Here is a 20,508-nt window from a genome sequence, read left to right on the forward strand (position 1 = left end):
AATCTCTACTCAACACAAATACGCCTGAATCAGGCTGATCTGCGGATCATTCCCTGATTCAGGCGTATTTATATTACCTTCAACCTTTTAATGAGAGAGATGTTTTGAAGGCTGAAGCTGTACCGGCAGACCGGAATCTGCCGATGCCAGCGCCGCCGTCGTAATCTCCTGTGTACGGCAGGCATCTGCATAATCGGACAGAATTCGTGAACGGTCTCCCGTACGCAGGGCGTGAATGAACGCTTCATTCTCACGCTCGTATGGGTTATGTCCTGCCGGAATCTCCAGACCTGCCATCGCATGTTTTGCGGCACTTGGTAGAAGCAAACGTTCTGGCGTCCAATCCCACACACCTGCATCCGTGTAGAACTGGAGTCCTGCGCCGCCCTCTCCGTCTGGCAACAGACATGTATTGGCGATACTGGCAATCGCTCCACTTTCCAGCTTGAGCGTCACATTTGCCACATCGGCTACGGTCACATGCTCATGCTTCTCATGCATGCTTCGCTGAGCTGCTACAGCATATACCTCCGTAACTTCTCCTGCACAATACCGAAGCAAGTCTACAATATGTGTAGTCTGCTCTACGAATTGTCCTCCTGAACCGTCCTGACGCCGCCACCAGGCGACCCCTGGCATTCCGCCCATCCAGCGGCCAAGAGCCATGCCGACCGTCTGTTCTTTCATCGCTTGCTGCAGAACCTGCGCAGCCTCCTGATAACGGAAATGGTATCCTACAGAGGTTAACAATCCACTCTTTTGCAACTGATCCAACACCTGACGCGGAACATCCATTCCGGTGCTCAACGGTTTCTCCACCAGGAATGGAATACCGCGGCGGATTAATTCGGACTCAATTGATCCGTGAGACATCGGAGGCACACAGATATACACCGCATCCAGCTTCTCACCATCCAGCATATGTTCAAGTTCCCCGTAACCAACAGCATCATAAACGGAGGCCATAGCCTCTGCCTTTTCGAGCGATGTTCCACAGACACTCGCAACACGAACACCTTCCATCCGTGCGAGAATATCCGCGTGTACCTTACTGAACCAGCCTGTTCCAATGATTCCGATCTGTAATGTCATGGATGTAATCCCCTCTCTATGTTACACGCTTACATGTTCCATTCGACTCTCGATCTTGAAATCCTGCCTTAGATTTTGCCGGATGCTTCCAGCAACAGCTGATCCAGTTCCTGTGTATGTTTAACCTCTTCCTCTTCAGACCAGTCCAAACGACCTGCCATATACGAGATAACCGCTGCTTTATAGCGACGAACTTCATCAATACGGAAGAATAAATCACCTGTTCTTCGTACCAAAAAGTCAGATGGGGTTACAGCCATCTCTTCATCAATCGCGTAATGTAGCATAAGCAATAGCTCCTGTGGCATGCCATGAAGCTCGGACTTGGTGCGTGGATCGGGCATTCGCTCATACAGTGCCTCCACATTGGAACCATATGTGCGAACCAGCCGCTCCGCAGCCGGTCGGGCAAGCCCCAAGGCAACACCATCCTTGATCTTGCGCTCCGCATACGATACAAATCCAGCCGCTCCCCCTACATCACCGCCGGAGATGGGCATCTTCTTCGTTACACAAGGGCCTATGGAATGCCCACTCTCCTGCTCCATCTGGCGTGCGACCAGATCAACAACCATCTCGGCCATTTTACGGTATCCGGTTAACTTGCCCCCGGCAATCGTAATCAGATTGGATTCGGATACCCAGACTTCATCTTTACGTGATATTTCGGAAGGATTCTTGCCTTCCTCATGAATTAGTGGACGTACACCCGCCCATCCGGATTCCACGTCCTCGGTACCAATGTGTACATCTGGAAACATGCCATTAACTGCATCAATCACATAATCGCGATCCGAGTCGGAAATTTGCGGTTGTGCAGGATCATCCTGATATACAGTGTCGGTTGTACCTACATAGGTTTTTCCATCACGTGGGACAGCAAAGACCATTCGACCATCTGGTGTATCAAAATAGACGGCCTGTCTTAATGGGAATCGTTCACCATCAAAGACCAAATGAATGCCTTTGGTCATCTGCAGCGTTTTCCCCTGGCGTGAACCGTCCAATTCCCGCAGACCGTCCACCCATGGACCGGAAGCGTTGATCACCTTGCTTGCTTTCAGCGTATAAGTCTGCCCATCGATCTGATCCATGGCTTCAATACCTGTAATCTTGCCATTCTCCTTCAGGAAACCTTTCGCCTTAACGTAGTTCACTGCCTGTGCCCCACGTTTAACGGCTTCTTTCATAACTTCTATGGTGAGCCTGGCATCATCAGTCCGGTACTCCACATAGAGTCCACCACCCAACAACCCCTGTTTGCGTAACAGAGGTTCACTGTCTGACACTGCTCCAGCATTCAACATTTGGCGCCGTTCACTGCGCTTCACCCCGGCGAGCCGGTCATACACCATCAGTCCAATGGATGTGCTGAAGCGGCCGAACGTGCCAGCCGTATAGATCGGTAACAACATCGGTTCCGGTGTTGTCACATGTGGCCCATTTTCATAAACTACAGCCCGCTCCCGTCCTACCTCAGCAACCATCTTCACTTCATATTGCTTCAAATAACGTAATCCGCCATGGACAAGCTTGGTCGAACGACTGGATGTACCTGCTGCAAAATCCTGCATTTCTACAAGCGCCGTCTTCAACCCACGCGAAGCCGCATCCAATGCAATCCCTGCGCCTGTAATCCCGCCGCCAATAATCAATACGTCAAAATGTGCATTCGCCATATTTTGCAAATATTCGGTCCGTTGTGCTGACGAGAACGTTTCTGTCATTCTTGAACCTCCCATTGATTTCCTTAATATTTCCGTAAAAAAACAAAAAAAGGACCACGTCATTCGCTCAGCAATTGCTGAGCGGCACGTGGTCCCTCCCGATCTCCAGACATCATTTTTTTAACTTGTGCCTTTATCCTATCACAGATTTTTGACGGCGTGAAGTCCTGAAATGACACATTATTCAAAAAAAATTCAAAAAGTTGTTCTGACAAAGGATGGAATTTCAAATGAATCCACTAACCTTATTTTTTTCCTTATAGTGGGTATATATTTTGCCTCCTCCAGGAAGAATAACCCTGTAAATCATGCATCATTTTCCACCAGTAAATATCATTTATAACATATGTTTAGTTAAAAAGTACAAATACCCACACCAAGAAATATTCATTTCATTTCTTTTATTTAAAAGCCATTGCTGCATTCACTGCACGCTTCCAGCCTGTATACAGTTCTGTTCGTTGTTGCTCAGCCATAACAGGCTGGAAGACACGCTCCGTATTTTCATGATCCGTCAATTCATCCGCACTCGTCCAATATCCTACCGCCAATCCTGCCAGATAAGCCGCACCCAATGCAGTCGTTTCATTCACCGTTGGGCGTTCGACAGGAATGCCCAGAATATCACTCTGGAACTGCATGAGGAAATCATTGGCCGCCGCTCCTCCATCCACACGCAAAGCATGCACGGGAATACCCGAGTCGGATTCCATTGCCTCCAGTACATCTTTGGTCTGATACGCCAACGCCTCAAGCGTAGCACGGATAAAGTGTTCCTTTGTCGTGCCTCGGGTCAGGCCAAACACCGCACCCTTAACCTCACTATCCCAATACGGACTGCCCAATCCCACAAATGCAGGTACCATATAAACACCGTCTGTCGAAGGCACACGTGAGGCGTAATCCTCGCTATCTTTTGAAGAGCGAAGCATTCTTAATCCATCACGCAGCCACTGAACCGCTGAACCTGCAACAAAAATGCTACCTTCGAGCGCATATTCAACCTTGCCATTCATCCCCCAGGCAATCGTTGTAATCAGTCCGTGATTGGATTGTACCGGGTTCTCTCCCGTGTTCATAAGCATGAAACAACCTGTACCATATGTATTTTTCATACTACCCTTGGTGTAACAGCCCTGACCAAACATCGCTGCCTGTTGATCTCCTGCCGCTCCCGCAATCGGAATCCGATGACCGAAGAAATGATAGTCTGTTGTGTGTGCATACACCTCGGATGAACCTCGCACTTCTGGTAGCATAGCCTTGGGAATGTCGAGGATATCCAACAATTCGTCATCCCATTGCAGATCATAGATGTTATAGATCAGAGTACGTGAGGCATTGGATATATCCGTGACATGTGTACCCCCGCTCAGTTTCCAGATCAGCCAGCTATCAATCGTGCCAAACAGCAGTTCACCCTTCTCTGCCCGCTCCCGGGCACCAGGGACATGATCCAGAATCCACTTCACCTTTGTTCCCGAGAAGTAGGGATCGATCAGTAATCCTGTTTTACGGCGGAAAAGGTCCCCGAGACCCTGCGTCTTCAATTCTTCACAGATATCTGCGGTCTGTCTGGATTGCCATACCACTGCATTATAGATGGGTCTGCCTGTTTCTTTGTCCCATACAACAACGGTCTCACGTTGATTCGTAATTCCAATTCCGGCAATCTGAACAGGTTTGATTCCGCTCTCTGCCAGACATGAAGCCATCACGGCAAGAATGGAACTCCAGATTTCGTTGGCATTCTGCTCTACCCAGCCCGGTTTGGGGAAATATTGAGGGAATTCCTGCTGTGCAATGTGCACAATCTCCCCGCCACGGTTAAATAGAATAGCTCGGGAGCTTGTTGTTCCCTGATCCAGAGCCAATATATATTTTTCCATACAGCCAACCTCCTGTTGTGGGTTCTTTTTAAGGTGTAAGCGATTTCTCGAAGTGTCGGATCAGATCTGCGTTGGATGTGGTCACTGCCGTAGCCCCGACGCCAAGCGCAAGTTCAACCTCTTCCGGTGAACGGATCAATCCCCCTGCAATAATGGGTATCCCTGTACGCACAGACACTTCCGCAATAATATGCGGAATGACGCCAGGTAATACTTCAATATAATCCGGTTGGGTTTTGGCCAGCAGCAGATAACTTTTCTCCAGTGCATGGGTATCGAGCAGAAAAATACGTTGAATCGCTGTAATGCCTTTCTGCTTTGCCTTCTGAATGACACTCGCTCGCGTAGAGATCAGTCCTGCCGGGCGAATGTGCTGACACAGATACTCTGCCGCATACTCATCATTCTTCAATCCTTGGACCAGATCTGCATGCAAAAGTATCTTTTTGTCGTACCGCCGAGCCTCGTCCATTACACTCTGAAGCTGTGCAATATGCGTTTCCAGCATCACCCCATAGGTATAAGGGCCTTCAATCATCGCTTCAAACTGCTTCATGCTCTTTGCAGCCGGCAATATACGTTGTCCCTCAAATGGCACCTTGGTTCCTCCCGCATTCATCAGATGACTATATTGTATAATCCGCACTGCGGGAACGGCAAGCCATTCCGTGAATCAGGAAAACCTGATCGCTACCCTATCATCCATAGCAAAAAGCCGCTGTTGTACTTCTCCATAACAGAGAGTACATCAACGGCTAGCCATCTATTCGTATACGTCTATAAATAATGATTAACCCTGCGCATGCGGAAGCAGCGTCTCTGCCCCAGCCCAACCATCACTTTCTGCCAAATGACCGGAACGGTTCACTTTCGTTTGCAGATATTTCTCGTTGAAAGCAGAGCGATCTCCCCATAGTGGCACACGTCCGCCCACATTTAATCCCGCTTCCTGCAAAGCAGCCAGCTTCCGTGGATTGTTGGTGATCAATGTAACCGGTGCGGAGCGAAGTGTACGCAGCACAGCAATCGCATCGTCATAATTACGAGCATCGTCTGTGAATCCGAGTTGCAAGTTTGCATCTACCGTATCCAGACCTTCTTCTTGCAAAATGTACGCCATGGCTTTGCTGAACAGACCAATGCCACGTCCCTCATGGTTCGCAAGATAGAACAGTGCACCCGCTCCGTGAGCGGCGATCATTTTCATGGATTGCTCCAATTGGAAGCCGCAATCACAGCGTTTGCTGCCAAAGATGTCGCCTGTATGACAGATGCTATGCATCCGGATCAGCGCTTCTTGTGCTTCAGCAAAGTCACCATACACCAGAACACTGGATTGTTGACGCTCTGCCAGTTCAGCCTCAGCAAGGGATTCGATTAACTCGCCGCTCTCCATTGCTTTGTCTGACTTCATCCAGCTATACCACTGGAATGTCTTGGTCTCCCCATCAAGGTTTACCGGGAGCTTAATCGGTCCCACGAGGTATATGAACTCTTTTCCACTCGGAAAAGTCTGAATTTTGGGGGCAAGCAGTTGAATAATATGTGAATTGATCATTGTCGTTCCTCCTGTTTAGGCCAACTTGTCTGTTGATTGATTCGCATCCAAAGCGAAAATGGATCACTTGGACGTTATATAGTACGTATCTATATTATTCTCATCATCATTAGTTACTTTATGTAAGTTAGTTTAGAATAAAAATTATAATGTGTCAAGTAACTTTTATTTTTAAAGTAACTACCCAATTTATGTTACGCAATTGACACAAATATGTGTTTCATTTTAGGAATATTGGGTATGAGTTTATAAACTGCTCATACACTAATGTTGTAGTCCAAAGCACTTCATGCCTCGAACTTAATGATGAGGGGGTAATACACATGATCCGCCGGAAAAGAACATGCTGGACAGCCATACTGATGGTCTGCGTCCTGCTCATAAGCGGATGCTCCATCTGGCCCGGACAGGACGATTCAGCGAACAACAAAAAGGTAGCGCTTACATTATGGTACTGGAATCGTTCCATCGATGATAAGTTGATTGCCAGGGCTAAGGAAAAGTTCCCCAATATCGAACTGACAGCTCAGAAAATCGGCGGTGATTTCAAAGCAAAACTCAAAACAACACTCGCTGCACGCTCAGGTGAACCAGACATTGTAGCATTGAACGACTGGATCATGGAGCTATTCCCCAGTGAGGACCGTTTCTATAATCTGTATGATCTCGGTGCAGGAGATATTGAAGACCAATATCTGCCGTGGAAATGGAAGCAAGGCGTTACGCCAAGCGGACAGATGATTGGTTTCCCGATGGATACGGGCCCAACAGCCCTCTTCTACCGAGAAGATCTGTTCAAGGAGGCCGGATTGCCATCTGATCCCGAGGACGTTACACGCCAGATCAACAGTTGGGATGCATATGTTGCTGCCGGAGAACAGCTCAAGGAAAAATTCGGAGGCAAGGTTTTTCTAACCGACAATATTGCAACCGTTTACAATCAAGTCATATCGCAGTCTGCGGAGCGTTATTTCCGGCCGGACGGGTCCTTTATCGGCATGGATTCCCCTATTGTGGGCAAGAGCTGGGATACGGCCGTTGCTTTCAAAGAGAAGGGACTGCTAGCCAATGCAGATGGCTGGACTCCAAGCTGGAACGCCGCGATGAATAATGGCGAAATCGCCTCTTTCGTGGGCGCTGTCTGGATGAAACAAGTTCTTCAGGAAGCCGCTCCGGATACATCCGGGAAGTGGCGGGTCGCTCGAGCACCAGAGGGAGATGGCAACAACGGAGGATCATTCCTGTCCATCCTGAAGTCGAGTGAACATCCTCAGGAAGCCTTTGAACTGGTTCGCTGGCTGCAAAGTCCCGAAAATCAACTGGAGCAATATCAGACACTGAACCTGTTCCCTTCTGCACCAGGTGTGTTTGATGATCCTGCCATGAAAGAAAAAGAACCTTTCTTCGGTGGACAGGCGACAGGGCCTGTATTTGCCGAATCGGCACAGGATGTGCCGGATGCTTTCTTTGGCGAAAGATACCCATCCGTACACAACATTATCACTCGACGGCTGAATGATGTCGCGAAGCAAAATGCCGATCCACAGCAGGTCTGGACGGATACGGTACACCGCGTCGAGCGGGAATTGCAGCGTTAACCTGAACAACGTGTGGTTTCGTTATCCGCAAAGGAGGAATTCATATGGCTGTAACTGAACCTCGTCTTACTCCCGATCCCGGAAATGCAAGACCTGATCTGGATCGGCAGAAGTCACTGTGGGCCAGAATGTGGGAGCATCGTGCACTTTATGTTGCGATATCGCCGTTTTATATTCTGTTTGCGGTATTTGGGCTGTTCCCGATTGGGTTCTCACTCTATCTGGCTTTTCATAAATGGGATGGCATCGGTGTCATGACGTTTAACGGACTCAACAATTTCAAATACATGCTGACCGATGCCGAGTTCTGGCAAGCCGTGGGCAACACGTTCATGATCTGGATCTATTCGACGATTCCGATGCTCTTTTTCGCCCTGATTATTGCCTTTTTGCTACATGCACCATTTGTGAAGTTTCGTACCCTGTTTCGGGTCGGTTATTTTCTGCCAAACGTCACATCCATCGTGGCGGTAGCCATTATCTTCGGTGCTTTATTTGCCAACAATTATGGCTTTCTCAATTATCTGTTGCAGTCGGTCGGGTTACCGGTTGTGGAGTGGCTTAATGCACCATGGGGCATTAAAGTCGCAATCTCCTCCATGGTGGTCTGGCGCTGGACCGGATATAACGCCGTCATCTATCTGGCCGGACTTCAGAGTATTCCGCAGACATTATACGAAGCGGCCAAGATTGATGGCGCATCAGCGATACAGTCCTTTTTCCGAATTACAATTCCGATGTTGCGTCCTGTGATTCTGTTTACGGTCATTACATCAACGATTGGCGGTATGCAACTGTTCACCGAGCCACAAGTATTGGTAGGCAATGACGGTGGCGCAGGTGCAGCAGGCATGACGATTGTACTGTACCTCTACCGTGAATCCTTCATTAACAATTATTTCGGATATGGCGCTGCCGTTGGTTGGGGCATGTTCCTCATTATCGCCCTGTTCTCGATTGTGAACTGGAAGCTTGTTCAAGGCAAATCATCCTGATGTGATAAGGGGGAGCGCACATGGCGACCAAACACCTCAAATCGCTGGTGTTGTATACCGGTCTTATCGGGGGCATGCTCATATCCATGTTCCCGTTCTATTGGCTGATTGTAATGTCTACCCGGACAACGTCCGATATCTACAAGTTTCCACCCCAGCTCTGGTTCGGGGGCGAACTGTGGAATAATATCACGCGGGTGTTGCAGCAGATTGATTTCTGGGGCGCCTTTCTGAATACGTTGTTTGTGTCAGGCCTCGTGACCATTCTGGTGCTGTTTTTTGACTCACTGGCGGGGTTTGCGTTTGCGAAGTTTGAATTTCCCGGCAAAAAGTGGCTCTTCATCTTGCTGCTCGCAACCATGATGGTACCTTCCCAGCTGTCGCTGGTGCCTTCCTTCGTACTCATGGCTACGTTCGGTTGGGTCGGTTCCTTCAAAGCTCTCATTATTCCGGGCATGGTGAACGCCTTCGGCATCTTCTGGATTCGCCAGTATGCCACAGAGTCCATTCCCAACGATCTGCTGGATGCGGGCCGCATCGACGGCTGTAATTTCTTCCGACTCTATTGGAACGTGGCGCTGCCAATTCTGCGACCTGCCTTTGCTTTCCTCGGCGCGTTCACCTTTATCGGCGTATGGAATGATTATCTGTGGCCTTTGATCGTCCTGACGGATGAACGCAAATACACGTTGCAGATTGCGTTGTCTCAATTAAACGGGTTGTATAACACAGACTATGCCATGGTTATCGCTGGTACGTTGCTTGCCGTCATTCCGCTCATCGTTATGTTCCTGTTTATCAGCCGCCAGTTTATTTCGGATATTGCCGCAGGGGCGGTGAAGGACTAAGATTGTGGCATTTTGATCCATCCCTCAAGTCTGATATTCTTATCTATAGATGAAATAACAGATGCCATATAAGTTGGATGAATAGCACCACGTGCACGAAGGGGACAGAAAGGGCCTGAAGAAATGGAATGTTCGCATTTATAACCAAATTTCTCCCTTTGAAGAGGGAATCAAGAAATTTGGGGATAACGGCGATCGGAAGGCTTTCTGTACCCAAAGTGTTAACGTGTAAAAGCATTCATTCACTTATATATTTAAGAAAGAGGGATGACAAAATGGCTTCTTCACCCTATATGATCGGCGTAGATATCGGCACGACCTCCACCAAGGCCGTCTTGTTCGAACAGAACGGAACCATTGTGGCTCAAGGCAGTGCCGATTATCCGCTGCACACCCCCACACCTGCGATTGCGGAGCAGGATGCGGAAGATATTTTCAAAGCAGTCATCGAGTCCGTTAAACAGGCCACTTCCAAAGCGGGAGTGAAGCCAGAGGACATCCTGTTTGTATCCTTCAGTTCGGCCATGCACAGCATTCTGCCAGTCGATCAACAGGGCACACCGCTGATGCGGGCCATGACTTGGGCAGATAATCGCAGTGCAGAATGGACGGAAGTACTCAAATCGGAGATGAATGGTCACGAAATCTATCTGAGAACAGGTACGCCGATTCATCCGATGTCCCCTCTCACCAAGATCATGTGGCTCACCCGGGATCAGCCTGAATTGTTCAGACAGACGCACAAATTCATATCCATGAAAGAATATGTTTTCTATAAATTATTTTCTGAATACGTCATTGATCACTCCATGGCCTCCGCAACCGGACTCATGAATCTGGAGAAACTCGACTGGGATGCTGAAGCGCTGCATGTAGCGGGCATTACGCCGGAACACTTGTCCCGATTGGTCCCAACCACACATGTGCTGAAACATGGGTTGCACCCGGAGTACGCCAAGGAGATGGGCATTGCGGTCACCACACCATTTGTCATCGGTGCAAGTGATGGTGTGCTCTCCAATCTGGGCGTGAACGCCATTGATCCGGGCGTCGTGGCCGTGACCATTGGTACCAGTGGAGCGATTCGTACAGTCGTAGATAAACCAGTGACCGATCCCAAAGGACGCTTCTTCTGTTATGCGCTCACGGAGGATGCCTGGGTCATTGGCGGACCGGTGAACAATGGCGGTGTTATTTTCCGCTGGATTCGGGACGAGTTTGCAGCTTCCGAGGTGGAGACTGCGAAACGACTTGGCATCGATCCATATGAAGTGCTTACTCGTGTCGCAGAAAACGTACCTCCGGGTTCGGAAGGTCTCTTGTTCCATCCGTATATGACAGGTGAGCGGGCTCCGCTCTGGAATCCCAATGCACGGGGTTCGTTTTTCGGCCTGACGCTGCATCATAAGAAAGAACATATGATTCGCGCTGCGCTCGAAGGTGTGTTGTTTAACCTGTACACGGTCATGCTGGCGATCGAAGAAAAGATTGGCCGTCCGAAAAAAATTCAGGCGACAGGCGGCTTCGCCCGCTCTGAGTTATGGCGCCAGATGATGGCCGATATTTTCGATCAGGATGTCATCATCCCCGAAAGTATTGAAAGCTCCTGTCTCGGCGCTGCTGTACTGGGCTTGTACGCTCTTGGCCGCATCGATTCCCTGAGTGCCGTCTCCGGCATGATCGGATCAACGCATCGGCACCAACCAGACCCGGACAGTGTCCGCGTGTACCGTGAACTGTTGCCGATCTTCATCCGCATCTCCCGCAAATTCGAAGAAGAGTATGCGGATATCGCTGCCTTTCAAAATAAGACGATGCAGGGGTAGGGAAGGCGTGGGATGTTACACGTCGGAGATTCAAAAAGTCGAACATGGAATACGCTAACGAATCGTAGACATCTTATATGAGGTTTATAGCATGTTTTCAAAATCTAACGAACCTGAGCCACCTTATATCGGCTTACATGGGCACAAAACTGCTCTAGAACCTAATATGTAGCCAATTAACGTGTCTGTTGGAGCTAGAATAAAAAGTGGACACCCGTTAACGGACGGAAGGATAATAAGACTAACGGAGGTGTCCACATGGGAGAACAGCGGCAACGATATAACGAAGAATTCAAGAAACAAACGGTCAAATTTATTCAAGAGCAGACGAAGACACTTGGAGATTTGGCAGAAGAACTCAACATTCCAAAAAGTACGTTGCACCAATGGATGAGTAAGTACCGCGAACTAAAACATGAGCCTGTTGCAAGCGTAGATCGAGTGAAGGAACTGGAAGCAGAGCTCCAAGAGATGCGCCGGTTGCTTCAAGAGAAAGAGCACACGCTTGCGGATACACAAGAAGAACTGGCGATTGTAAAAAAAGCAGTGCACATCTTCAGCAAACCAAAGAGCTAAGATTTCAGTTTGTGGAAGACCATCGCTCCGAGTTTTCTTTGGAGAAGATGTGCAGAACCTTTCAAGTATCACGGAGCGGATATTACAAATGGCGAATGGACCGAACCAGCAAGCGGCAGGACCGCAAAGGAGAGGTCATGAAGCGTATTCGCTATCATTTTTACGACCACCAGATGCGGTGTGGAAGTCCTAAAATTACGTATCTGCTCCATTTAGAAGGGTTGCGAATCTCTTCACGTACCGTCAGTATATACATGCGTCAAATGAATCTACGTTCTGTGGTCATGCCCAAATATCGCGTTCAGACGACGGATTCCAAACACAACCATCCCCTTGCACCAAATACGCTGAATCAGCAATTTAAAACGTCCAAACCGAATACGGTATGGGTTACCGACATCACCTACATTCCTTGCCGAGGAGGTCGTCTATATCTCGCCAGCGTTCTGGATTTGTGCACACGTGAAATTGTAGGCTGGCGTCTATATAACCATATGGAAACCAGTTTGGTGATGGGTGCACTGGAGGAAGCTTACAAGGCCAAACGCCCCGCTCCGGGATTACTCCATCACTCGGATCGCGGCTCTCAATACACGTCCAAAGAATACGTGGAGCAACTGAAATCATACGGAATGGAATCAAGCATGAGCCGCCGAGGAAACTGTTATGATAACGCCTGTATTGAGTCATGGCACAGTATTTTAAAGAAGGAACTCATTTACTGCACCCCTCGTTTTAAGACACCGGAAGAGGCTTATACTGCCATCTACCAGTACATCGAGTTCTATTACAACCGCAAGCGAATGCATGGCGCGCTAGGGTATCTTTCCCCTGCTCGTTTTGCGATGAAATTTACGGACAAATCCGCAGCGTAGTGTCTACTTTTTTGACATAGGTCCATGTGGTTCGTTAGAAATTTATTTTCTCCAAATATCCTCCAATAGCGCGTCACAGGTTCGTTAGAATTAATACGAGATATCGTAAGTTAAAGAGACCCACCCCGCCATGGTTATGTCCATATGGGAATGGGCTTTTTTTCATGCACAGACTATATAAACTCTATTTAGATTGGATCAAATTTATCTCTCATCATACTTGGAGCTTCCCTTTATGTTCTATTAAAGTATCCAGGGGCCGCCACAGCAACCGTCCTAAAATAGAAAAATCTCTTTTCAAGTTCCTGATTCTCTGGCGTAAACTCGGTCAGAAACTCAACTGAATTCATCATTTCTTCGGTCATCACGCTAGGTCTCCACAAAGCCAATTGGATGTCTTTGAAAATAAAAGAAAATCCCAACTCCGCATCGATGTCTCGAGTATATGGTGTCTTACTATCTATTAGCTTAACGAGATCATCAGCCTTTGTTCGAAAAACATCAATATTATCATATGTAAGGACAACATCAGATTCATCAGGTGGATAATCGTGTGGATTAGTTACTTCAATGAAATAGAGTTTATGTTCCAAATCATACTCCATTTGGTTGTAGAGCTGACTAATCTCCGGGGTGATGCACTCAATGATCTCTTCTACCTCTGATTTACTCATTCCCAACTTAAATGGTCCAATACCGACCATCGGTATGACCTCTAAAGGTTCCATAACGTTTCGGTTCCCAACTTCGTTCATGTAGTTCACTCCTCTTTATTCCAACAAATAAGAATTATAATGTTCATCCCTTTATTCTAATCCTACCCTAAAAAGAATGATTGAGCATGTTGGGTATAACAAAACCCCACAGCATGAAAAAGCGGTGGAGTTAAGGTTTCCTATCTTTTATTGATTCAGATTTCTAACAACTATAGAACTGAAATCCTAGATTTTAATTACTGATTATACTTGCTGAACGCATTCTGATCGGCCTGTACATTCTCCAGATATACAATCTGCCCCGCATCATTTACACGTGCGATATCGATGCCTGCTTTGGCATATACCGTTCCGTCTGCCGCTTGTCCGCATACCGCCCAGTTCGTTTGGTAGCTGCCGTCAGGCTGTTGCACCCACGCGTCCCACATATGTTTTACATCCTTATTGTACTCGTAGAAAGCTTTCATAAAACCGTCGAATCCCGTTCGGCTGGTGCCGTTAAGCACAATCTCTGCGTCCGGTGTAAACAGGGACAATAAATCCTGCATGGCGCGCTCGTCTGTGCGTGAAGCATCAAATAAACGGAAATAGTTGTTCAACAGTGTAGTGGTACTCATTTATATTCCTCCTAGAATAAAAAGCCATTTTCCAATCTTTCAGTTCGAATATTTTCGAACTAATTGAAAAGAAATGTATCATACTTCTTATACTGCCCGCAAGAAATATATAAGTTGAGACCGACTTTTACACTAAAACGGAGAGTGCAGAACCAATCTGAAGAAGCGAAGCGTGCGCATTTATCACCGGATTTTTCCCTTGGACCAAGGGAATAAAGAAAATCTGGGGATAAGAGCGATCGAAAGATGGTACTGCAATCGGAGTAACCATGTGTAATAGTTGTAGTTCAACTTCTATAGTTCGAAATTCTTCAAACATTGAAAGAGAAAGCCGAATATGCTAACGTCATAGATATGAGAATTCCAACGATACCTATGGCTTCGGAATTGAAGCTGACCACGGTCTGCAATGCATTGGGTGATCCGATCCGCATGAAAATTGCACACTGTTTGGCCAGTTCTGGCGAGAAAAACTGTTCCGCTTTCGAAGTAGACCATATTTCCAAATCCACGTTGTCCCATCACATCAAAATTTTACGTGGAGCTGGCGTAATCCAGCCACGCATTGAAGGTAAACAGCACTTTTATTCCCTACGAAAGGAAGAGCTAAACGTACGTTTTCCAGGCCTCGTCGACATGATTCTGAATACAAACGAGGAATACGTAACATAGGCCCTAGATAAATTGAATTAACCCTTTAGACAAGAACGTAGAGGGCAGAAATAACCTGAAGAAGCGGAGCTAAAAGCTTTCTGCAAGAAAGCTGCATCGTAAGCATACGCTATTACCAGAATTTCACCTTTTAAAAGTAAATCGAAAATTCGGGCGATAACAGCGATCGGAAGGTTGTTCTGTCATCGAAGTGGCAAGGATAAAAACTCTTTAGTTCAATCTTATAGATCAAAGCATCACATTCATCATAATTGCAATTCCCATAAAGGAGGCTAACCATATGGACAAAAAGGCAGCAAAGATACTGCTGAGCACCTTCTGGGGAGGTGGGGGCTGGAAAACAACCTCTCTACCCTTCTCCGGGGAGGAATTTGAATATGCCAAAAGCAAAGGTGTCATGTTCGATCCACTCACGATCACGCATGACGAGATTGTCCAGCGTCTATACGACATGCATCAGGAGGACTCGTTTAAGGAACGGGTGATTTCGGCATTTCTACATAGTCTGTCCACCAAAAAAGCCTATCTACGCAGCGCATTATCCAGCTGGGCTTTAACATCGAACATGCCTTTACACACCTATGCAGAGCGCCCTGCCCTTCACCCTAACACCAGTTCCTGTGGAGATTGTAACTTCCTGCGTTTGCAGTCAGACAAGGAATATTCCAATGTCGACTTAAACGTCCTTAATTTTGAACGGATCAAGTGGGGCGGCGTGCGTCACGGCTGGCTTATCTATTGCCTGATGGATCTGGAATTACTGCTTCAGGACAACGATGCGAACTATGAAGTAACTCCTGAAGACCAAGCCATCCTGGTCAACCTGCTTGAAGCAGCTCAGACGGAAGACCCCAAAGACAGTGCTCGCTCACTTGAGAAGAAGTGGAAGGATCTCTTCCCTTCCAGCAAACAGGAGCGGGATGCCCTGCTGGAAATCTGGGCGGCAGCCGGCATACTGGCTCCTGGAGATAAACCGAGAAAACGCAAAGGTGGTTCCAGCGATTTTGTCTTTGCAGCAACCTGGCAAGGTGATGATGGATATCATACAGAAGCCGTAAAACATTATTTCGGCTCCTATCTTCCTCACATGCAATAAAACCTGAACTTTTGCTCACCTTTGCATACGTCTGGTTACAATAATGACATCGACAGATTTCCTGTTTAACTCGTATAATAAGGGGAAATTGGTAGATGGGAGTGAAACAAGCGAGTTTATGGTATACATACTGGCTTTTATAGTGTCTTTTGCTGTCGTGGTTCTGCTTATTCCACCGCTTGGTCGATTGGCTCACCGGCTCGATTTTGTGGACAAGCCTCGGGAAGATGTGGAGCGTAAGCTACACAGGCAACCTATCCCGCTCACGGCGAGTTACGCGATATTTACTGGATTTTTCCTGACATACATTGCTCTGACGAAAGAAATCACATGGGAAACAGCGGCTCTGGTCGCTGGTGGTATGCTTCTGCTAACGATTGGTACCGTCGACGACTGGTACAAAACAAAAGGCAAAGATTTTCCTGCCCTGCCCAAAATGCTCGTACAAGTCTCTGCGGCAGTACTCGTATTTGCTTCTGGCATTGCGTTCACCGGATTTGTGAATCCCTTCAACGCGGAATATGTCATGCTTCCGATCTGGCTGCAATTCATTCTCACGATCCTGTGGATCTTCGGGGTGACAACAGTCATCAACTTCTCGGACGGCATGGACGGACTGGCTGGCGGGTTATCGGCCATCTCGGCAATTACCCTGTTCATCGTGGCGCTTGCCAAAGGTCAAAGTGATTCCGCACTCATGTCGATCATTCTGGTCGGTGTAACGATTGGTTATCTGAAGTACAACAAAGCTCCTGCCAAAGTGTTCATGGGTGATGCAGGCGCTACGTTCCTTGGCTTCATTCTGGCGGTTATCGCTCTGGATGGTGCATTCAAACAAGCAACCATGTTGTCCATCTTCATTCCGATTCTGGCGCTGGGTGTACCGATCTTCGACAACATCTTTGTCGTTATCAAACGTTTCATTCAAGGTAAAGCGATCTATCAGGCCGATGCAAGTCAAGCCCATTATCGGTTGCTGCGTGCCGGATTGAATCAAAATCAGGTGGTGGGTGTGCTGTATCTAGTCAGCACATGTCTGTGTCTATCCTCCATTATTCTGATGTTAGTGGAGTTATAAAACCAAAATAACGATGAAAATAATAGAAGCCACCTTCATTGCGTTGAGGGTGGCTTTCTTATGATGTTTTTTTGGGTCGCTTGCCTTTTTTTCTTTTCAGTTAAAGCGGAGTGATTCTAACTTACGATTTAACAGCCCCTGCCATAGCACCTCCAACAATGAAACGTTGCAAAGCAACGTACAGAACAACCAGTGGCAAGGTAACAATCAGAATGCCACACGCGAGCAGCGGCCAGTTGTTCATGTACTGTCCATAAAATGTAAAGAGTCCTTTGGTTACCGGCTGATAATTCGGATCAGATAAATAAATGGTCGGCCCGATAATATCGTTCCATACACCAATCGCGGTAAGAATAATACCTGTTGCCAGGATTGGTTTCATTAACGGAACAAGGATGGTGAACAGATACCTTGTATACCCGCACCCGTCCATGGCAGAGGCCTCATCCAGTTCACGCGATATTGATTTGATATAACCCACAAACATGAGAAAGGCAATGCCCGTACCTGTCGTCTTCAATAAGATGTACCCGATTTGGGTATTGTAAAGACCCAGATTATTGATCAGGGAAAACTGCGGAATGAGCGGGTTGGGAAGGTACATGGAAATTAGAAAGAAAATATAAATGATTGTGCTGAATTTAACATATCTGCGTGCGAGCGGGAATGCAGCAAATATAGATAAAATCAACGTCAGCAGGGTGGACATCCCTGTATAGAGCACACTGTTCCACATATACTGAGAGAAGTTCCCTTTGTTCCATGCTTCGGAAAAGTTCTCAAGCCGAATCCCTTCAGTAAGAGCTACAGGATCGAGCAGATACTCTGTCTGTGTCTTCATGGATACATTGAACAGATAGAATAGAGGGAAAACGTACAACGCAAGCATGAGCAGAACGATAACGTAGCTGACCATTCTGGACGTTTGGCTCTGTTTCATTACGCTTCCACCTCTCTTCTGCGAAGGTAAAATAAAGCGACCATCGATATGGTAAATACAAAGAGGAACTGAATCATCGCCACAGCAGAAGCCAAACCATAATCAGCCGTTCCTGTGCCAAATGCCGTAGCATAAACATCAAACGCAAGCGTCGTTGTATTGAACTTGCCGCCTGTAAGTACATAGATAATATCAAAGGTTTGCAATGCCCCTATGATAGACAAGAGCATGTTAACCGTGAATGCAGGAGCAATCATGGGGAATGTAATGTTCGTAAATGCTTTCCACCCCGAAGCACCATCCATGTAACCCGCCTCATACAGATCGCTTGGAATGGACTGCAGACCTGCAAGAAAAATCGTCATGGAGTAACCCATGTACATCCAGATCTGAACAAAAATAATCAATTCAAAGGCGATATTATAATCACCAAAAAAGTTGGAACTGGTACCCAAGAAATTCAGAAAGGACTGGGCTGGTCCGCCCAGCGGATTTGCAACGAGTTGCCAAATGAGCCCAGACACAGTAACCCCCAGCACCACTGGCAAAAAGAATACCGCGCGATATAATTTATCGCCTCTAAGCTTTTTATTGATCAAAATCGCTATAAACAAACCCACTGCATTTTGTATGATCACAACAGCAAACGCAAAGTATAAGGATCGCCCAATAGCATCCATTCGGTCTCCAGCATTGGATGCACCAAAAAATGTTTTATAGTTTTCAAAGCCGATAAAGCTCCATTCCTGGCCCCGAACACCAGTAGCATCTGTAAACGAAAACAGTATCGTCACAAGTGATGGACCGAAGCCAAACACGACGTAAAGTAACAACGGAATGCTCAAATACAGATAAGGAATAAGTCTTGCCTTACCTTTCCCAAACGGATACATCGTCCTCACACCTTTCATGGGGTAAAACTAAGACATAAGAAAACCGGAATAACAGCCTTGTCTGGCCTGAAGGCTCAGACCCGAGCGCTATTCCGGCGCATGCGGCCAACTTGTGCCATGAATATGAATGATTATGAATTACTTTGGAGCAGCAGCATCCCAGTCCGCTTGGGATTTACCTGCAAGCTCTTCCGGTGTTGCAATCGGTCCGGCTGGCTTGAGCATCTCTGCGTGAACGCTGGCCTCCGAAATGTACTGTCCTACATTCTGACGGTTAATGAACAACTGATCCCAAGATAGTTTAAAGTCCTCCAGGTAAGGCTGAATGCCTTGGATAAACTCACTTGTCATCTCCACATCAGGCTGTGTAGGCAGGAAGCCGGCTGCATTCACAAATTCCGTGTAGTTCTCTTTCTCCGATAACATATCAAGCCATTTCATTGCGTAATCCTTGTTCGGTGAGTTATCCACCACCATCCAGGTCATATCGTATTTACCCGCCAGATTTTTGTTCTTGGCTGCATCATTGCTACCTGGAATTGGGAAATATCCAAACTTCAGATCAGGGTTGGCCGTTTGAATTGTTGTTGCATCCCAAGTACCGTCAGCAATCATAGCCACCTTGCCTGTAGCGAACAAACTGGGCAATGTTCCGTAGTCAATACCCATGAAACCAGGCATTGCATTGTTCATCAGATCCTGAGATTTCTGCAAGACTTCAAGTTGAACCGGATCAGTCAGCTTGGTTTCACCAGTCCATAGACCTTTGATATAAGCAAGCTGATCTTCATGAATAGAGGCCTGAAGCCCTTGCACCGCAAGACCTATTGGCCATACATCTTTACCCGCCAGACCCAGCGCTTCGACACCATTGTCTTTGAACACTTTGATAACATGTTGCAATTCATCCCAGGTTGTAGGGATTTCCAGATTATATTTTGCGAAGAGTTCCTTATTGTAGAACAGTCCTGTGAATGCCACCTTGCCCATGTTTACACCGTACACCTTATCGTTATACGTCATTGCGTTCTGTACATCCGATTCATTGTAGTTTTTGATAAAAGATTGATCAGACAGATCACTGATTAACCCGGCATCGATCCATTGCTTCCACATCGGATCAGCAGCACCACTGGACCATTCCTGCGGAGCGCCTACAAAGCTTGATTTGAGTGGAATGATATCCACATCCCCATTACTTCCGGCGTTCATCCGTGTTTGCATCAACTGATCGTAAGTCGCGTCTGCCGGAACGGTAGTATACTCCACCTTTACGTCCGGATATTTCGCTTCAAATTTCGTATTAAACTCTTTGATGTAGTTGTTAATATTCTCTTGCTGCCAGTGAATGATCTTCAAGGTAACTTTTTTGCTGCTGTCTGTAGCCTGATTTCCTTCTGATTCCGAAGAGCTGCTACTACAAGCGGCGAGCACACATAATAAAGCGGTTACAAGTACAATGGCTAAAGTCATTTTCTTCATTTTCGTTGTCCCCCATATTTTTGAATTAAA

19 protein-coding genes are annotated in these 20,508 nt (G+C 47.0%); 9 read left to right on the plus strand and 10 right to left on the minus strand.

Going from position 1 to position 20,508, the window contains the following annotated elements; all coding sequences use genetic code 11:
* Positions 1 to 87: 87 nt before the first annotated feature.
* From MHI52_RS29280 to MHI52_RS29300, 5 genes are all read right to left on the minus strand, one after another.
* Positions 88 to 1,092, minus strand: a complete 1,005-nt coding sequence (locus tag MHI52_RS29280; RefSeq protein WP_405158112.1) for a Gfo/Idh/MocA family protein — start codon at positions 1,090 to 1,092, stop codon at positions 88 to 90.
* A 68-nt stretch (positions 1,093 to 1,160) separates the two neighbouring features.
* Positions 1,161 to 2,819, minus strand: coding sequence for a glycerol-3-phosphate dehydrogenase/oxidase (locus MHI52_RS29285; protein WP_405158113.1), 1,659 nt, complete (start codon positions 2,817 to 2,819; stop codon positions 1,161 to 1,163).
* Between the two features lie 401 nt (positions 2,820 to 3,220).
* The gene (gene glpK / locus MHI52_RS29290; protein ID WP_036667919.1) at positions 3,221 to 4,708 is read right to left on the minus strand and encodes a glycerol kinase GlpK; all 1,488 of its coding nucleotides are present in this window, start codon (positions 4,706 to 4,708) and stop codon (positions 3,221 to 3,223) included.
* 28 nt (positions 4,709 to 4,736) lie between these two features.
* Positions 4,737 to 5,306: a glycerol-3-phosphate responsive antiterminator gene (locus tag MHI52_RS29295; protein WP_026081418.1), complete on the minus strand. Its 570-nt coding sequence runs from the start codon at positions 5,304 to 5,306 to the stop codon at positions 4,737 to 4,739.
* A 192-nt stretch (positions 5,307 to 5,498) separates the two neighbouring features.
* Complete coding sequence (locus tag MHI52_RS29300; protein WP_315372491.1) at positions 5,499 to 6,266, minus strand: GTP cyclohydrolase II; 768 nt, start codon at positions 6,264 to 6,266, stop codon at positions 5,499 to 5,501.
* A 323-nt stretch (positions 6,267 to 6,589) separates the two neighbouring features.
* Here MHI52_RS29300 and MHI52_RS29305 point away from each other — a divergent pair, with 323 nt between their 5' ends.
* From MHI52_RS29305 to MHI52_RS29330, 6 genes are all read left to right on the plus strand, one after another.
* Positions 6,590 to 7,864, plus strand: coding sequence for an ABC transporter substrate-binding protein (locus MHI52_RS29305; RefSeq protein WP_405158114.1), 1,275 nt, complete (start codon positions 6,590 to 6,592; stop codon positions 7,862 to 7,864).
* Positions 7,865 to 7,992: 128 nt separating this feature from the next.
* The gene (locus MHI52_RS29310) at positions 7,993 to 8,859 is read left to right on the plus strand and encodes a carbohydrate ABC transporter permease (RefSeq protein ID WP_036613110.1); all 867 of its coding nucleotides are present in this window, start codon (positions 7,993 to 7,995) and stop codon (positions 8,857 to 8,859) included.
* 20 nt (positions 8,860 to 8,879) lie between these two features.
* Positions 8,880 to 9,707 carry a carbohydrate ABC transporter permease gene (locus MHI52_RS29315; protein ID WP_036612996.1) on the plus strand — a complete coding sequence of 276 codons (828 nt, stop codon included), beginning with the start codon at positions 8,880 to 8,882 and terminating at the stop codon, positions 9,705 to 9,707.
* A gap of 275 nt (positions 9,708 to 9,982) precedes the next feature.
* Positions 9,983 to 11,533, plus strand: coding sequence for a gluconokinase (gene gntK, locus MHI52_RS29320; RefSeq protein ID WP_315372185.1), 1,551 nt, complete (start codon positions 9,983 to 9,985; stop codon positions 11,531 to 11,533).
* A gap of 258 nt (positions 11,534 to 11,791) precedes the next feature.
* On the plus strand, positions 11,792 to 12,109 hold the full coding sequence (locus tag MHI52_RS29325) for a transposase (protein WP_036673079.1): 318 nt from the start codon (positions 11,792 to 11,794) through the stop codon (positions 12,107 to 12,109).
* A gap of 11 nt (positions 12,110 to 12,120) precedes the next feature.
* Entirely contained in the window at positions 12,121 to 12,984 is an 864-nt protein-coding gene (locus MHI52_RS29330; protein ID WP_340983605.1) for an IS3 family transposase, read from the plus strand.
* A 233-nt stretch (positions 12,985 to 13,217) separates the two neighbouring features.
* Here the strand turns inward: MHI52_RS29330 and MHI52_RS29335 are convergent, their stop codons facing one another.
* Positions 13,218 to 13,739, minus strand: a complete 522-nt coding sequence (locus MHI52_RS29335; protein ID WP_405158115.1) for a hypothetical protein — start codon at positions 13,737 to 13,739, stop codon at positions 13,218 to 13,220.
* Between the two features lie 197 nt (positions 13,740 to 13,936).
* A complete protein-coding gene (locus MHI52_RS29340) occupies positions 13,937 to 14,317 on the minus strand; it encodes a nuclear transport factor 2 family protein (RefSeq protein ID WP_076209652.1) in 381 nt (126 codons plus the stop codon).
* Positions 14,318 to 14,671: 354 nt separating this feature from the next.
* Between MHI52_RS29340 and MHI52_RS29345 the strand changes: the two genes are divergently transcribed.
* The 3 genes from MHI52_RS29345 to MHI52_RS29355 all read left to right on the plus strand — a co-directional run bounded on the left by MHI52_RS29345 (position 14,672) and on the right by MHI52_RS29355 (position 17,163).
* Positions 14,672 to 14,989 carry an ArsR/SmtB family transcription factor gene (locus MHI52_RS29345; protein WP_405158116.1) on the plus strand — a complete coding sequence of 106 codons (318 nt, stop codon included), beginning with the start codon at positions 14,672 to 14,674 and terminating at the stop codon, positions 14,987 to 14,989.
* Between the two features lie 280 nt (positions 14,990 to 15,269).
* Complete coding sequence (locus MHI52_RS29350; protein ID WP_076329267.1) at positions 15,270 to 16,085, plus strand: hypothetical protein; 816 nt, start codon at positions 15,270 to 15,272, stop codon at positions 16,083 to 16,085.
* Between the two features lie 118 nt (positions 16,086 to 16,203).
* Positions 16,204 to 17,163 carry an MraY family glycosyltransferase gene (locus MHI52_RS29355; RefSeq protein ID WP_036613004.1) on the plus strand — a complete coding sequence of 320 codons (960 nt, stop codon included), beginning with the start codon at positions 16,204 to 16,206 and terminating at the stop codon, positions 17,161 to 17,163.
* A gap of 121 nt (positions 17,164 to 17,284) precedes the next feature.
* On the opposite strand, the gene MHI52_RS29360 is transcribed toward MHI52_RS29355, so the two are convergent.
* The 3 genes from MHI52_RS29360 to MHI52_RS29370 all read right to left on the minus strand — a co-directional run bounded on the left by MHI52_RS29360 (position 17,285) and on the right by MHI52_RS29370 (position 20,478).
* Positions 17,285 to 18,103 carry a carbohydrate ABC transporter permease gene (locus MHI52_RS29360; protein ID WP_405158117.1) on the minus strand — a complete coding sequence of 273 codons (819 nt, stop codon included), beginning with the start codon at positions 18,101 to 18,103 and terminating at the stop codon, positions 17,285 to 17,287.
* The gene (locus MHI52_RS29365) at positions 18,103 to 18,996 is read right to left on the minus strand and encodes a carbohydrate ABC transporter permease (RefSeq protein WP_036613007.1); all 894 of its coding nucleotides are present in this window, start codon (positions 18,994 to 18,996) and stop codon (positions 18,103 to 18,105) included. Before MHI52_RS29365 ends, MHI52_RS29360 begins: the two co-directional genes overlap by 1 nt.
* A gap of 138 nt (positions 18,997 to 19,134) precedes the next feature.
* On the minus strand, positions 19,135 to 20,478 hold the full coding sequence (locus MHI52_RS29370) for an ABC transporter substrate-binding protein (RefSeq protein ID WP_405158118.1): 1,344 nt from the start codon (positions 20,476 to 20,478) through the stop codon (positions 19,135 to 19,137).
* Positions 20,479 to 20,508: the final 30 nt, after the last annotated feature.

Source organism: Paenibacillus sp. FSL H8-0283 (genome assembly GCF_045040675.1).
GTDB classification, from domain to species: Bacteria; Bacillota; Bacilli; order Paenibacillales; family Paenibacillaceae; genus Paenibacillus; species Paenibacillus amylolyticus.

Bases quoted from the DNA above. Each gene is read 5' to 3' on its own strand.
- MHI52_RS29315 (WP_036612996.1), top strand. From the start codon at position 8,880: ATGGCGACCAAACACCTCAAATCGCTGGTGTTGTATACCGGTCTTATC.
- MHI52_RS29340 (WP_076209652.1), bottom strand. From the start codon at position 14,317: ATGAGTACCACTACACTGTTGAACAACTATTTCCGTTTATTTGATGCT.
- MHI52_RS29365 (WP_036613007.1), bottom strand. From the start codon at position 18,996: ATGTATCCGTTTGGGAAAGGTAAGGCAAGACTTATTCCTTATCTGTAT.
- MHI52_RS29310 (WP_036613110.1), top strand. From the start codon at position 7,993: ATGTGGGAGCATCGTGCACTTTATGTTGCGATATCGCCGTTTTATATT.
- MHI52_RS29305 (WP_405158114.1), top strand. From the start codon at position 6,590: ATGATCCGCCGGAAAAGAACATGCTGGACAGCCATACTGATGGTCTGC.
- gntK (WP_315372185.1), top strand. From the start codon at position 9,983: ATGGCTTCTTCACCCTATATGATCGGCGTAGATATCGGCACGACCTCC.
- MHI52_RS29335 (WP_405158115.1), bottom strand. From the start codon at position 13,739: ATGAACGAAGTTGGGAACCGAAACGTTATGGAACCTTTAGAGGTCATA.
- MHI52_RS29325 (WP_036673079.1), top strand. From the start codon at position 11,792: ATGGGAGAACAGCGGCAACGATATAACGAAGAATTCAAGAAACAAACG.
- MHI52_RS29360 (WP_405158117.1), bottom strand. From the start codon at position 18,103: ATGAAACAGAGCCAAACGTCCAGAATGGTCAGCTACGTTATCGTTCTG.
- MHI52_RS29285 (WP_405158113.1), bottom strand. From the start codon at position 2,819: ATGACAGAAACGTTCTCGTCAGCACAACGGACCGAATATTTGCAAAAT.
- MHI52_RS29280 (WP_405158112.1), bottom strand. From the start codon at position 1,092: ATGACATTACAGATCGGAATCATTGGAACAGGCTGGTTCAGTAAGGTA.
- glpK (WP_036667919.1), bottom strand. From the start codon at position 4,708: ATGGAAAAATATATATTGGCTCTGGATCAGGGAACAACAAGCTCCCGA.
- MHI52_RS29355 (WP_036613004.1), top strand. From the start codon at position 16,204: ATGGTATACATACTGGCTTTTATAGTGTCTTTTGCTGTCGTGGTTCTG.
- MHI52_RS29345 (WP_405158116.1), top strand. From the start codon at position 14,672: ATGAGAATTCCAACGATACCTATGGCTTCGGAATTGAAGCTGACCACG.
- MHI52_RS29350 (WP_076329267.1), top strand. From the start codon at position 15,270: ATGGACAAAAAGGCAGCAAAGATACTGCTGAGCACCTTCTGGGGAGGT.
- MHI52_RS29370 (WP_405158118.1), bottom strand. From the start codon at position 20,478: ATGAAGAAAATGACTTTAGCCATTGTACTTGTAACCGCTTTATTATGT.
- MHI52_RS29300 (WP_315372491.1), bottom strand. From the start codon at position 6,266: ATGATCAATTCACATATTATTCAACTGCTTGCCCCCAAAATTCAGACT.